Genomic DNA, 13,016 nt, shown 5'->3' on the forward strand with positions numbered 1-13,016 from the left:
GCGAGGGCCAGCCCACTTCCGATGGGCTGGCCCTCACTGGTGTGTGCCGGACCGTCTGCGCACCCGCTGGTCAGCCCCGTCGGCGGGGCAGCAGGTGCGGGTGGCACCACCAGCAGGCGGGACCGTGGTCGCGCGGTACGCGGGAGTGGATCAGCACGTGCAGTGCGGCCAGGGCGGCGGCGAGGGCCGTGATCACGAGGATCCAGCCGGCCGCATACATCAAGGGGCTCATCTGGGCTCCGTTTCAGCGGGGTTGGTGGTGGTTTGTGCGGGTGGGTCAGGGGCGGTAGCCGTCGGCGATGAGGCTGGCGGCTTCGGTGCGGTACTTGGAGGCGGTGTCGGTGGAGGACACGTCGACCGCGTGCTGGACGTCAGCGATCGTGACGCGGGCGCACAGCTCGCGGGTGATGTCCTCCAGGCCCAGGCCGTCCGGGGCGAGGTCGGCGGCGAAGGCGAGGCGGGCGACCTTGCGGACCGCGCGCTCGCGCGGCTTGAGCTTCGCCTCGTCCTCGATTTCGATGGCGCGCCGGTCGATTTCGGCAGCGGCCAGTCGGGCTTCGGCGGCAGCAACCTTCGCTCGCTCGGCGTCGGCGAGCAGGGCCTCGCGGGCCTTGATCTCCTGCGCCTTCAGACGCTCGGCTTCGGCAGCGGACCGGAGCGCTTCGGCGGCAACCGACTTCGCTTCGTTCGCAGCCTTGTTCGCTTCGGCGGTAGCCCGGGCGGCCTCGGCGATCTTCTGCGTCTCGACCGCGCGGGTCTCCGCGGCGGCGACCTTGTCGGCCTCCTCCATCTCCCTCCGCTTCCGCGCCGCCAGCACCTCGATCTCGGCGGCCTCGGCGTCGGCCTGGGCCGCCGCCAGGCGGGCCTCAGCGATCTTCTGCGTCTCGACCGCCTGCGCCTCGGCGTCGGCGACCCGCTCGGACTCTGCCGCCTCCTCACGGGCCTTGGCGGCCCGGCGCTCCAGTTCGGCGGTTTCGTTGTCGGCCTTGGCCGCGGCCAGGCGGGCCTCGGCGATCTTCTGCGTCTCGATCGCTTCCTTCTCGGCGTCGGCGATCCGGTCGTGCTCCGCCGCCTCCTCGCGGGCCTTGGCGGCCTGGCGCTCGATCCCGGCGCGGCGCAGGTCCGCTTCCGCCGCCTTCTCCTGGGACTCGGCGGTCTGGCGGTCGGCCTCCTTCGTGCGGGCGCGGGCCTCGGCGATGGCCGCCGTCTCCAGCGCCGCCGCTTCCAGTGCAGCGACCTTCTCGGCGGCGGCGACCTTGGCGTCGGCCTGTGCCTTGGCCTGGCCGGTCTTGCCCGCCACCGCGGCCCGGGTCTCCTCGACCTTGCCATCAGCGAGGATCTCCGCCGACTTGGCCTCGGCGTCGGCGACCTTGCGGCGGGTCTCCGCGTCCCGGCGCCGGGACGCGGCCTCTTCCTTGCGCTGCTCGGCGGCCCGGTCCTGCTCGTCGGGCATGGCCAGGGCCTCGGCGACGGTGTAGCCGTAGGGGGCCATCTTCATCGGCAGCAGCTCGTCCTCGGACGCCTTGGTGAGGTCGCCCTTGTGCTTGCGCTTGAGCCACTGCTCGTAGGCGATGAGGTCCTGGTCCCGGCGGATCATCTCCGGGTAGGAGGTGACCCCCCACAGCCGCATCCGCCGGTAGATCCGGGGTGTCGCGTACGGTGCGAGGATCCAGCGGATCAGGGGGATCGAGTCGCGCTCGGCGTGCTCCGGGCGCACGGCCCGGTCGATCGCGGTGCGGCCGAGCTCGACCACCGCGATGAACAGGATCGGGACCAGGCCGTGGGCGCCGGCCGCGATGTAGTCCATGAACTTCCACGGCTGGTCCTTGGGAGCGCCGGAGGCCGCGTTGAGGACCACCGTCGCGCCGGTCAGAAGCCAGACCGGGTAGCGGATCCAGCCGATCGGGCGCTTGAGCCAGGCCATCAGCAGGTCGACCGCGATCATCACCATGATCCCGACGTCGACACCGACCGCGAACAGCCGGCCCTCGGTCAGAGAGCCGAAACGCAGCTCGTCGTGGGCGAAGCCGGCGACGTGCTCGAACGACAGGTACAGGCCGATGCCCGCGAGGGTGATCGCGGCGATCACGATCACGCCGATCACTCGCTTCTGCGTACCCGTGATCGACCGCTTGATCATCTTCCGCTTCGGTGTCTCCGAAACAATGTCGGCCGGGGGCGAAACGTCGTCGGGCGTTCCCGAAACGGTGGGGCGCGGGAGCGAAACGGGGGTGTCGGTGGCCGCCGTCTGCGGCCACTCGGTCATGGTCATCAAGACCTCCAGGAGAGGGGTGGACGGGCTGAACGAAACGAATCCGGCTGCCCCCGAAACGGCGGCCGGTGGAAACGAAACGACGACCGGTGGAGGCGAAACAGGAGCCGGTCTACCCGCCCCGGACACCCCATCGGGTGGGCCTCCCGCCGTGCGGGAGACCCACCCGACGAAGCCTCACGGGGCGGACACGAAACGGGATGCGGCTCCCGCCGGGCGGGCCCGAAACGCGGCCGGGCGGGCCCGAAACTCAGCCGGCCGTGTCCCCGGCGAGGGTCGCGACCTCGCGCAGCCGCTCGCGCTGGGACTCGATCAGCTGCTCGGCGGCCGCAACCAACGGGGTCGCACGGCGCCAGAGCACGGTGCCGTTGCGGACGACGTCGTACTGGGGGAGCGGGCGCGTGTACCGGCTCGCGAGCCCGACCTCCCACGCGGACGCGTCGATCCCGCGGTCCTCGGCCACCGTCGTCAACGACAGCCCGTACTGCCAGCCGGTGACCAGGTGCTGCTCGTCCACGGCGCGGGCGAGCTCCTCCGCGACCGTGTCCCACGCCTCGGCCGCCGCCCTCACCACGGTCTCCGCGTCGGTGAGCCGCAGCAGCTGCGCCCGCCACATGCCGTCCGTGCTGCGCCAGAACTGGTCGAACGTCGCCGTCAGGCGGCGGCGCGAGGACGTCCAGGCCGTCCAGAGTTCGGCGGCCCGGGGCAGGAGCGGGGCGATCTGACGGCGTAACCGGGCCTGCGCCCACAGGATTGCCGCCGCCTCGTACTCGCGGTCCAGGGCGTCGGAGTCCTCCCGGGACAGCTCGCGCCACGCGCCCGCCGGTACCCGGGGGTGGTCCTCGGTTCCGCTGAACGGCGCGAAGGAGAACCGCAGGTCGCCCTGGTACCTGCCCGCCGCCACGCCCCGGAAGTGCGGGTGGTGGAAGCGGGCGATGGCGAGCGCGAGGTTCGTCGGGGCGGCCACAGTCGGCTCGGTGGTCGCCGTGATCGGGAGGACGGAGTGGTGGGGCAGGCCGGTGTCGTCCAGGGGGTGGCGGAGCGGGATGGTGTGCGGCACCTGCGGTCTCCTCGTGATCGAGAGGGTCGGGTGAAGCACCCTCGACGGGTGCTGTGGTGGAGCGGCGTGCGGGCTCTCCGGCCCCCTCACCGCCGCTGCCCGCCCCGCGCACGGTGTGCGGGGCGGGCAGCGGCGGATCAGGCAACCGTCAGAGCGGGTGGGTCAGACCTCGTCGAGCGGGACGCGGACGGTGTCGTCGTCCTTGCCGTCGCCGTTGTTGCTGTTGATCGCGTTCATTGGGGCCTCCTTGGGCGGTTCCCGAGCTGGTCGGGCTCGGCACCGCCCCGCCGGGAGGGCGGGGCGGTCCCGGGCTGGGCCAGAGAAGAGGACTGTCCGGCTCCGTCACGGCCCGTTCCGGCCGCCGGGGTTCGGCGGCCGGGACGGGCGGATCAGGCGGCTGGCCGTGCGTCAGGCCGCGAGCCGGTGCGGGGCGACGGCCTGGTTGTCGGGGAGCAGCTCGCCGGTGTCCTCGAAGAGCAGGACGGCGTTGCACAGCAGGCTCCAGCCCTGCTCCGGGTGGGCGGCCACGACGCGGGCGGCCTCCCGCGCGGGGCTGGTGGCCGTGGGGCACGGCGGCGTGTGGGTGCACAGGGAGGCCGGCAGGGTCTGGACCGCGACCGGGGTGACCGTCACCGGGTCGGCATGCTGGTCACGGGACTGGACGGGCGTCAGGGGGTGCGGCATGGGGGTTCTCCGATCGGTCAGGGAGCGCGGAGGGTGCGGAGGTAGGCGTCCTGGAGGTCGGCGAACCGCTCGAAGAGCGTGCGGCCGTCCTCGCAGTGCTGGCCGGGGTAGCGGCAGGTGGCGCAGCCCTTGCGGTGGGTGCGCCAGGCGGCGCTGGCGGCCATGTAGCGGGTGTGCAGGCTGTCGGCCATGGGTGGTGGTGCCCTTCGGTGGTGCGGGGGTGGAGGTCGGCGACCGGGTGCCCGCGGTCCCACGCCCTGGCGGCCGCCGTGGTGGCGGCGACCAGGAGCGCGAGGGTGACCGGGTGGGCCAGGCCGTGCGCGGTGATGGCCCGGACCGCGCGGTGCTGCGCGGCCCGGGCTGCTCGTATCGGGTGCACCAAGCTGCTACGGCTTCTTCTTCGTGCCGCCGCCGCAGGTGCACGGCTCGTGCTGCACCGACTGATACTTCTTGCCGTCGGCGCCCACGTGGTTGACCGTCACCAACTTCGCCGGGTGCCCGCAGGAGCTCACCGGACCAGCGCCTTCGCCGAGGCCAGGGCAACCGCCTGGGGCCAGGGACCGGAATGCCAGCCGCTGCACGTCCCGCACGCGTACTCCGGATTCCGCGCGGCACGGTGCACATCAGCCGGAGGGATCCACGGCGGGCAGGTGCACGTCCAGTTGTTACACACCCCGCACGCCTCCTCCGCACCCCGCATCGGCAGGGGACGGGTGAGGCGCAGGACGGGCTGCCGCTGGTAGCCGGGCATCATCTCGGCGAGCGTGCGGCGCCCCCGGCGGCCGGCGGACCGGGCCCGGGCGTCACCGTCGTCGACGAGCTCCTGGACGAGCTGGCGGAAACTGGTGTCGGTCTCGTCGCGCTCGTACCCGCTGCCGTCGTGACCGCTCTGGTCGTCCTCGCGGCCGATGTCGTCGATCCCCCCAGCGTGCGGGGCGAGGACCAGGCAGCGGCCGGTGGCCGGGGCGGTGGTCATGCCGCCACCCCCCAGCCCGCCCGCGCCCGGCGGCCGGTACGGATGGTGCTGATCCGGGCGGCGAGGGTCCGGAGGACGGCGTTCTGGGCGGCGGTCCGCGGCGCAGTGTTGCGGACCTTCCCGTACCGGCCGCTGTCCGGGCTGGTGATCGCCTCGGACCGCAGCTCGGCCACCAGGCGGTCGAGCTCCTGGCCCTCGGTGTCCCGGTCGACGGCCGTCGCGGCGGCCAGGCGCACGGCCTGACGGTCACGCAGGGCGGCGAGCTCGGGGCCGGTGAGACCGGCCCGGACCATGTCGTCACGGTCCGGGCGGCCGTCACCGTCACGCAGGGCCAGTTCGGTGCAGGCCGCCCGGGCCGGGCAGCCGACGCAGACCCGGACCGCCTCGGCGCGGCGGGCCTGCCACTCGATGTACGGCTCGCCGTCCTCGCGGAAGAACAAGTCGGGGCCGACGCTGGCGCACTCGGCGCTGGCGTCGACCGCCGCCTGGAGTACGGCCCGGCGCGTGTGCCGGGCCTGAGTTGATGTCATCCTGGGCATGCGCGTTTCCCTTCGTGGAGGGTGAACTGCGAAGTCGAACCCCCGGGCCTGTCCGCCCGGGGGTTCGTCGTATCTCTGCGGCCGGATGGCCAGGACTGCTGGACGAGCAGGCCTCGGCCCCGGCCATCCCGATCTCTCGGGATGGCCGGGGCCGGGGTCGTTCGTCGTCGAGTCAGAACGAGGTGCGCGCCCAGGCCGGGAAACGATTCGCGCATCGTCCGCAGTGGGGTCGGCGGGTGATCAGACACCATCCGGCAGCGACCGCGTCGACGAGGCTGGACTCGGTGGCGCCGCAGTGCCCGCACTTGATCTGGCCGATGGCCGGCTGCTCGGCAGCCTGGCGGGGGACCAGGTGACCTGCGGGAACCTCAGGGCCTTCGGTGGGGTGCGCGCCCTGCGGAACGGCGCGACGCAGCTGGTCGGCGTTCCGCACCGCCGGGAGTACGGCGGACCACCGGGCCTGACGCGTCGGGGCGGCCGCTGCGTACACGCGGTCGAACCGGCGACGTTCCCGGGCGAAGAACTCGCGAACGGCCTGACGCTGGGGCTCCTGGCGAAGCAGCCGGAGGAAGGTGACGGCCAGGCGCTCACCGTCACGGCAGGGCAGTGTCTGCCCGGCCCGGTCGGTCGCCTCGCCCATGCAGGCCGGGCACCGCTCCTGGTGCTGACGGAACACACGGCGGACCTGCTCGGCGCTGAGCGGAGAGGGCGTGAGCTGGCTCGCCGCCGGCACCGTGCTCGTCTTGGGCTTCGGCAGCACCTTCGTCGGCCGGCGGGAGGCGACCGTCGCGGACACCTCGGTCCGCTCGGCCAGGTCCGCCCGCCAGGCGTCGAGCGCGGTGTCGAGGATGATCCGGCGGTTGCTGCTGGAGCAGCGGCGGGGGGTGGTGGTGCTGTCGTGGTACGGGGTGGTGTGGTGGGGGACCAGTAGCGGCGTACCGAGGACACCGGTGATCGGGGTCCAGCACGTGCAGTCCGGGCAGACGACGTGTTCCTTGCCCGGCGTCAGGTCGATCTGGCTGGCCGTGAGCTTCGAGACGAGGATCGCCGGAAGACTGCTGATGTTCTTCGTCCGGGTCTTCTGGCGGCGCTTGCGGGCCTTGGGCTCCACAGTGGTCGTGGCCATGCGGGACTCCTCCGGTAGAGGGGAGAGGGGGCTGCGTCGCGGGTGGGCTCTCCGACCGGCAGGCACTCGACCGGGGTCGGCGTCCTGGCTGATCGGACAGCGCATCAGCGCTGCGACGTGCAGCAGGAGGCGACCGGCCTGGTGGCCGGCCCAGGGGATTTGGTGGAGCTATCGACCCTGGTCCTCCCCTTCGGGGAAGCGCTTCCTGCGGTGGAGCGGCGCCGACCTGCGCTTTCACCAGATCAGCTAGGTTGCGACCAACTTGCGTTGGTGACTTCCTGCGATGACGATGACACGGAAGCGCCGCCAACGTCAACAACCAAAGTGAGTTGGATTTCGAACCAGCTCAAGTTGGTTGTTGCGTACGAGGATGGCGCCATGACAAGCTGCACCCATGGCGAACACGGCGAAGTATTTGGAGCTGGCCGAGGAGCTAGCTGCCCGCATCCAGAAGGGAGAGCTCGCTCCGGGAGAACGCGTCAGCACCGTCGCCGAGCTTGCTCGTCAGTACGGTGTGGCTCACAACACGGCGTCCCGCGCTGTGCAGACGCTCAAGGAACGAGGCCTCCTGTCAGGTAAACCCGGAGGCACCACGTGGGTGCGAGTCCCCCCCGCCCGCACCACTCGACGCAATACGCGCTATCAGGCGGAAAAGGACTTGGTCCTCCGGCCCCTTGAGGAACGTCAGGCTGTAGGCGTCGCCGAATTGGATTCCGGCGTCCCGCTGGCCGCGATGTACGAGGACCAGGTGGACCTTGACGTCGTGCGCGCGAGCCCTGAAGTCGCGGCTGCGCTCAAAATCGAGGCAGGCTCTCTCGTTCTGCGGCGCATCGGCCGCCGGCGCCACCGTCAGCGAGCTGGCATCAGCACATCGGTTTCGTACATGCCGCACGATCTGGCGAGCCGTAACCCTGAACTTTTCGACGCCGAGAATCAGCCGTGGCCCGGCGGAACTCAGCATCAACTCCACACTCTCGGGGTGGAGGTCGACAAAATCGTTGATTACGTGACTGCCGTCATGCCGACGGATGAGGAAGTCGCGGAGCAGGACATCCCTCCCGCCGTGCCAGTCATACAGATCAGAAAAGTGACTTACGCGACCACCGGGCAGATCGTCGAGGTCGCTGACATCCCTCTGCCTGCCGACCGCTCGGAACTCATCTACGAAACCAAGCTGGAGCGTTGGTGAACCGGACGATCAGCGTCATCACAGCCGTCTACTCAGGTGGCGAAAACTACCTCGCCGACGCGGCGCAGTCCGTACGGGAGCAGCGGGACTCCCTGCCCTTGGGGTGGGACGTGCAGTGGGTCGTCCAGGAGGACGGGACCACAGGTTCTCCGCTGCGCGATCTTCCCCCTGAGCCGTGGATCTCGCGCGGACAGGCACGGCGCGGTGGTGCAGCCGTGGCGCGCACGATGGCGCTGCCTCGTGCTACCGGAGAACTGATCAGAACTCTGGACGCGGACGACCTGCTCGCGCCTGGCGCGCTCGCTCGCGACATTGCCGCACTGGAGGCCCATCCGCAGGTCGGTTGGTGCATCTCCTCGGGGCTTGACCTCCTCCCTGACGGCACTACTGTGCCCGGGCCGTACGACCCGCCCGAGGGGCAACTGAACTACGAGGAACTCCTGTCCGCGTACGACGCGAACCTGTTCTCCGTACTCGGAACTCATCTGACGGTCCGAAAGCCTTTGCTTCATGCACTGGGCGGCTGGCCTGCCCTGCCGGCGTGGGAAACGGTCTCGATCGTGTTGCGATGCGCTGCCGTCAGCCCTGGGTGGATGATCGCCGCACCTGGCGGCCTCTATCGCAAGCATTCCGAACAGACCACGGCGCGCTCGTCCTACACGCAGACCGCGGACTTTGCCGAGCTGCGTTCACTCGTGAGGGCGCAGGCTGAATTCCTGCGCACGACCGGATGGCGTTGGCGCCCGAATCCCGTGGAAGGGTGACCTATGGCCGTCCCGCCTGACGGGCGAACTGTTTCCCGTTCACCGTCTGGCGGGCGCGGCACTTGGGGCACCTCGGACTGTTTGCGAATTCGCCCAGCAGTTCTGTCGGGTCGTACAGATAGGGTGTGCCCAGCAGTGATCCAGAACGACGAGCACCCCGCGACCGGGCCTGGTCTGCGGGGTGGCTCGAACGGGGCGATGCTCCGTTGGCGACACACCTGGAAAGGAGGTGATCGCGGGATGAAGACTACCCGCGCAAACGGAACTCCACGCGCAGCTACGCCGTTTCACCCTCGCTGTCACGCCGTCAGGTGTGCCGCTTTCGGGCAGGCCGACTCCGCCTTCGCTATCAAGGGGGTCGGGATGACTTAGGTCATCGGCCGCGCGCCAATGAGGTGGGCTCGTAATCCACTTCGGCCCGCGCGGCCCATCGCGCCGACCGGAAGGTCGGCCGCCCAGTCCCCGGTTGGCCCCGGTTCTGGGCTCCAGCTCATCGAGCTGGGTCTTCTCCACTAAAAACCCCGCCTTGGCAGGCGGGCACCGGTCGTCCTTTGGCAAGGCGACCACCCCGGCTCTCCAGGAGTCCCTTTGGCAAGGGGCCTCTGTCGAGCCACAGCGTCACCCCGGGTTCCGGTGGCTTTGGCAGGCCGTCGGTGCTCGGGGCTCCGTCCGTACAGAGCGTTCGGCCGTGGTCGGGCCCCTTGGCAGGGGCCTGGTCGCGGTCGGGGCGATCCATATGAAGGTTGGTGTCCCCGCCATAGTGCACGAGATCGGTGTCTCCTGTCAGCTCGACCTTGTCCGATTCGGCCGGATTCGAGCTCCCCGCGCCTCCCGTGTGACGGGATTGGCTACTCCCTTTTGCCCTGTTCGCGGCATTAGTCACGAAGATTCTTCGGGGGGGAGTGTCACACGGACCCAGGTCCGGCACACCTATACCGAGAGGGGGACCCCTGTCCTCCCGGCGCCGCCACACGGGACGGTGCCCCGGAGCTCCGTCCCGTGTGGCGGGACGCGATCTGAAGTTCCTGCCCGCCTGACGGGAGGGGACGGGGGTTTCGCTGGTTCCTGGTCCCTGTCCACAGGCGGTCCGCGCGAGGCTGCCGGGATGATCTCTTTCTCATTCCTCCGGGCGGGCCAGTGAGCGCCGTGGCGGCGTCGGCCGCCGTGCTGGACCACCCGCTGCCGGGGCTCGTCGACAACTCCGTCGACGAGCCCCGGGAAGGGATTCCGGGGCAGCGGAGCGAGGCGCAGCTGCTGCTGTCCGGGCAGGGTCTGCCGGAGGTGCGGCTGGCTGTCGTGGCCGACCGGGAGCAGGACATTGTGTGGACGCGGTCGCGTCGTGCTGAGCCGCGGGCGTGGCTGGTCGGGCTGGAGTGGCTGGTGGCTGCCGGGCTGCACGAGGACGCCTGTCCGACGACGCTCGTGATTGCCCGGGATCTCGCGGCCCGGATGGACTACCGGCGCGGGATCGTGCTCTACGACCTGGAGGGCACGGCTCGGCGGACCGATACGTCGCCGGCGACGGTGAAACGGCACGTGAGGGTGATGCGGGAGCTCGGTGCGCTGGTGTGGCTGGTGCACGGGTCGAAGCGGAACATCGCGGCCCCGGGCGAGCCGTACATGGCAACGGGGACGATCTACGGTGCGGTGATCCCGCCGGTGTTCGACGAGGCGATGGGGCACCGGCTGACCGGGACGGGCTACGAGGGCCGGGTGTGCGGGGTGACCGAGGCCGGCCGCGAGCGGGCGATCGCGGCGTCGGCCGCCCGAAGCAAGGACCGCCACGACCGCGCCCGGCTGTCCCCGAGCGCTGCCCGGCGCGGTTCTCGTGTTCCGGCGTCCCGGGGGAGTCACCCTGTGGATACCCGGGGTGTGGATAAGTCCTGCTCAGCGGGCCGTGAGCCCCATTCTCCTGGTCGTTACCACCAATCACCTGAAGCTGATGTTGAGAGTGGTAGTAAAAACACCTCGCGCAAGCGCGCGAGCCGCAGCACCACCTGGCCCGTCCCCGAAAAAAGCAGCAGCAACAGCGGGGGGCCGCGCCGGACGGCTCGTCAGGTGCAGCGCGGTATCTGGACCACCCAACAGGTCCGGGCCCGGGTCCCCTGGACGCAGCGTGTCCGACTGCGGCGCCTCGAGTTCGTGCTGCGCCCTCTGACCGACCAGGGCATGGACGCCGACAGCATCGTCGTGGTGCTCCACTCCTGGATGCTGACGTGGCGCCCGGCCAGGCCGGCGGAGTACATCCGGGTCCAGCTGGCGAAGCAGGCCTCCGTCGAGCATCAGGTCGCCGCGTACGAAGCGGCTGAGGGCTGGGACGAGCGCGAGGCATCCGGCGCGCTCGCCGCATCCCGGCCCGACCTCGTCCAGGACGTGCTGGCCGGTCTCGCCGAAGGCCTCGCCACGTACTCCGCCCGCCAGGCCGAGCAGGGGCTGGACGACCTCACCGACCATGCCGACGCGGAGACCGCGATGGCCGCCTTCCTCGGCACCACCTCCTCGATGGCAGGGGCCCGGCATGAGTGACCAGCCGCCGGTGAGCGGAGTCGACCTGGCTCGCGTCGCGCTCCAGGCAGCCCGCGCCTCCGCGAAGGCCGCACCTCCGCCGAAGCGCCGCACGGGAGCAGCGCCGCCCCGTCAGGCCCGGAGCGGCGGCCGGGATCCGATGGGCCTGGGTGCCGCGATCGGACGGATGGTCACCGACCGGGGGTGGGAGCAGGCGACGGCAGGCGGGAACCTGGTAGCGCAGTGGCCGACGATCGCCCCCGCCCTGGCCGGGCACGTCACCGCCGTCCGGTACGACGAGGAAACCCGCACCCTGCACCTGCTGCCCGCCACCGCCACGTACCGCACCCAGCTCACCCTGCACCAGCGCGACATCATCACCAGGATCAACGCCGCCGCCGGCCCAGACTCCGTACGGCGGCTGGAAATCCTGCGCCCCGCTGACCTCAACGCCCGCTCCGCAGAGGCCCCGCAGCGTACGGCGCCCGTCACGCCCACGGTGGCCCGTCCGCCTGCCGAGGCTCCGGTGAAGACGCGGGAGGACGCCTCGGAGGGCTACCACCAGGCGCTCGCGGCCCATCGCGCCGCCGTGGAGGCGAGGGCGGACTCCAGCTCCAGCCCGCTGGTCCGGGCTGCTGCCGAGCGGCAGATCCGCGAACGGGCACGCGAACCAGAGGAGCTCTTCGGCGACGGTCGCAAGGCCCTCGAGGAGCTCCGCGCCAAGGCCGCCGCCCAGCAGCGTGGCGCGACCTCCAGTGACGCGGCCCGGGCCCGAGCGCTCCAGCGCCTCGCCGCCGAACGCGCCGGACTCACCACGCTCGTGCCACCTGCCCCGGCTCCCGCGCCCAGGCGCCTCGACCAGACCGCCTGAACCCGCCCACCGTCCACGCATACCGCATGCGGAGTACGCATATGCCCAGCACAGACGCCACGTTACGGCTCACGATCGGCGCGTTGATGCGTCTGACCGGCGAGCGCCAGGCCGACCTCGCTGCCGGGATCGGCCTGGGCCAGACCCAGATCAGCCGCAAGCTGGCCGGGAGTTCCGCCTGGTCCCTGAATGATGTGGATCGCCTGTCCGCTCACTACGGCATCCCCGTCCCCGACCTTCTTGCCGGAGTCGACCGGGCCGTCCACTGCCTGCCCGCCCGGCGTCGGGCGCCCCTGCCCGGCGCCGCACAGCTGACGATCTCTCCGGAGTGACGACCCGGGGCCCGCCTACGGCTCGCTGCCCCGGGTCGTTCACGCTTCCGCAGTGGCAGGTGTCCCCAGTCGCTGGAAAGCTCACAGGGCGGGACCGGTGCGGTCGGGGGCGCTGAGCGTGGAACAGCTGCTCCACCTCTCACCGGCCTCGCCCGTGTGTTCACCGCGGGTTCGCGGATGACGCTCTTCGCGGGGCGGGTGGAGCTCCCGGTGGGCGGCGTGACGGCGGAAACCCGGGAACTCTCCCTCGCGGCGCTGGCCTGCGTCGGGTGGCAGCACCGGTGGCCGAAGTCCTCACCGGGCCCGATCGCCTCGTGGGGGGCGGCTCGCCGTTCTCCGCAGCCGTTCAGTCGTGCGGCGGTGCGAGAAGTCCTCGGGCCGACTCGGCAGCGGTGAGGGCATCTTCGACGGTGGGGTGGAGATGGAGGAAGGCGTCGGCGCCGACGATGTGCAGGAGCCGGTGTACGGCGGGCGACGGCGCGGCGATCCGGAGGTCGGCCTGGTCGTGGACGGTCAGGACGAGCCGGAGGAAGGAGGAGTCGGCGAACGTGATGCTGCTGGCGTCCAGGACGACGGCGCCGTGGCCGGCCGCGGCGGCGTCTATCTGGGCGGTCAGGGGCCCGAGGGAGTCCAGGTCCAGGTCTCCCCGGGGGCTGAGCACGGGTACCGGTCCGGGGTCAGGGTTCGTCATGAGGGCA

The 13,016-nt window shown here is 71.3% G+C and carries 15 protein-coding genes; 5 read left to right on the plus strand and 10 right to left on the minus strand.

Going from position 1 to position 13,016, the window contains the following annotated elements; genetic code table 11:
* Positions 1 to 70: 70 nt before the first annotated feature.
* From ACFZAX_RS31865 to ACFZAX_RS31905, 9 genes are all read right to left on the minus strand, one after another.
* A complete protein-coding gene (locus ACFZAX_RS31865; RefSeq protein ID WP_390965881.1) occupies positions 71 to 232 on the minus strand; it encodes a hypothetical protein in 162 nt (53 codons plus the stop codon).
* Positions 233 to 277: 45 nt separating this feature from the next.
* The gene (locus tag ACFZAX_RS31870; protein ID WP_390965883.1) at positions 278 to 2,272 is read right to left on the minus strand and encodes a DUF2637 domain-containing protein; all 1,995 of its coding nucleotides are present in this window, start codon (positions 2,270 to 2,272) and stop codon (positions 278 to 280) included.
* 250 nt (positions 2,273 to 2,522) lie between these two features.
* A complete protein-coding gene (locus ACFZAX_RS31875) occupies positions 2,523 to 3,332 on the minus strand; it encodes a hypothetical protein (protein ID WP_390965885.1) in 810 nt (269 codons plus the stop codon).
* A gap of 408 nt (positions 3,333 to 3,740) precedes the next feature.
* Positions 3,741 to 3,923: a DUF5999 family protein gene (locus tag ACFZAX_RS31880; protein WP_390965944.1), complete on the minus strand. Its 183-nt coding sequence runs from the start codon at positions 3,921 to 3,923 to the stop codon at positions 3,741 to 3,743.
* 110 nt (positions 3,924 to 4,033) lie between these two features.
* Positions 4,034 to 4,207, minus strand: coding sequence for a hypothetical protein (locus ACFZAX_RS31885; RefSeq protein WP_390965887.1), 174 nt, complete (start codon positions 4,205 to 4,207; stop codon positions 4,034 to 4,036).
* A gap of 195 nt (positions 4,208 to 4,402) precedes the next feature.
* Positions 4,403 to 4,528 carry a hypothetical protein gene (locus ACFZAX_RS31890; protein WP_390965889.1) on the minus strand — a complete coding sequence of 42 codons (126 nt, stop codon included), beginning with the start codon at positions 4,526 to 4,528 and terminating at the stop codon, positions 4,403 to 4,405.
* The gene (locus ACFZAX_RS31895) at positions 4,525 to 4,992 is read right to left on the minus strand and encodes a hypothetical protein (RefSeq protein ID WP_390965892.1); all 468 of its coding nucleotides are present in this window, start codon (positions 4,990 to 4,992) and stop codon (positions 4,525 to 4,527) included. The genes ACFZAX_RS31890 and ACFZAX_RS31895 overlap by 4 nt, the downstream gene beginning before the upstream one ends.
* Complete coding sequence (locus tag ACFZAX_RS31900; RefSeq protein WP_390965895.1) at positions 4,989 to 5,531, minus strand: WhiB family transcriptional regulator; 543 nt, start codon at positions 5,529 to 5,531, stop codon at positions 4,989 to 4,991. Before ACFZAX_RS31900 ends, ACFZAX_RS31895 begins: the two co-directional genes overlap by 4 nt.
* 172 nt (positions 5,532 to 5,703) lie before the next feature.
* Complete coding sequence (locus tag ACFZAX_RS31905; RefSeq protein WP_390965896.1) at positions 5,704 to 6,657, minus strand: hypothetical protein; 954 nt, start codon at positions 6,655 to 6,657, stop codon at positions 5,704 to 5,706.
* A 394-nt stretch (positions 6,658 to 7,051) separates the two neighbouring features.
* On the opposite strand from ACFZAX_RS31905, the gene ACFZAX_RS31910 reads away from it, so the two are divergent.
* The 5 genes from ACFZAX_RS31910 to ACFZAX_RS31930 all read left to right on the plus strand — a co-directional run bounded on the left by ACFZAX_RS31910 (position 7,052) and on the right by ACFZAX_RS31930 (position 12,318).
* A complete protein-coding gene (locus ACFZAX_RS31910) occupies positions 7,052 to 7,846 on the plus strand; it encodes a UTRA domain-containing protein (RefSeq protein ID WP_390965898.1) in 795 nt (264 codons plus the stop codon).
* Positions 7,843 to 8,610, plus strand: a complete 768-nt coding sequence (locus ACFZAX_RS31915) for a glycosyltransferase (protein WP_390965900.1) — start codon at positions 7,843 to 7,845, stop codon at positions 8,608 to 8,610. Before ACFZAX_RS31910 ends, ACFZAX_RS31915 begins: the two co-directional genes overlap by 4 nt.
* Positions 8,611 to 9,747: 1,137 nt before the next feature.
* Positions 9,748 to 11,136, plus strand: a complete 1,389-nt coding sequence (locus ACFZAX_RS31920; protein WP_390965902.1) for a cell wall protein — start codon at positions 9,748 to 9,750, stop codon at positions 11,134 to 11,136.
* Positions 11,129 to 11,986 (plus strand): DciA family protein, encoded by an 858-nt coding sequence (locus ACFZAX_RS31925; protein ID WP_390965904.1) that lies wholly within the window; start codon positions 11,129 to 11,131, stop codon positions 11,984 to 11,986. The genes ACFZAX_RS31920 and ACFZAX_RS31925 overlap by 8 nt, the downstream gene beginning before the upstream one ends.
* Positions 11,987 to 12,027: 41 nt before the next feature.
* Entirely contained in the window at positions 12,028 to 12,318 is a 291-nt protein-coding gene (locus tag ACFZAX_RS31930; protein WP_390965906.1) for a helix-turn-helix domain-containing protein, read from the plus strand.
* A 346-nt stretch (positions 12,319 to 12,664) separates the two neighbouring features.
* On the opposite strand, the gene ACFZAX_RS31935 is transcribed toward ACFZAX_RS31930, so the two are convergent.
* Positions 12,665 to 13,009, minus strand: a complete 345-nt coding sequence (locus ACFZAX_RS31935; protein ID WP_390965910.1) for an STAS domain-containing protein — start codon at positions 13,007 to 13,009, stop codon at positions 12,665 to 12,667.
* Between the last annotated feature and the right edge of the window lie 7 nt (positions 13,010 to 13,016).

The organism is Streptomyces sp. NPDC008125 (assembly GCF_042957125.1).
GTDB lineage: Bacteria > Actinomycetota > Actinomycetes > Streptomycetales > Streptomycetaceae > Streptomyces.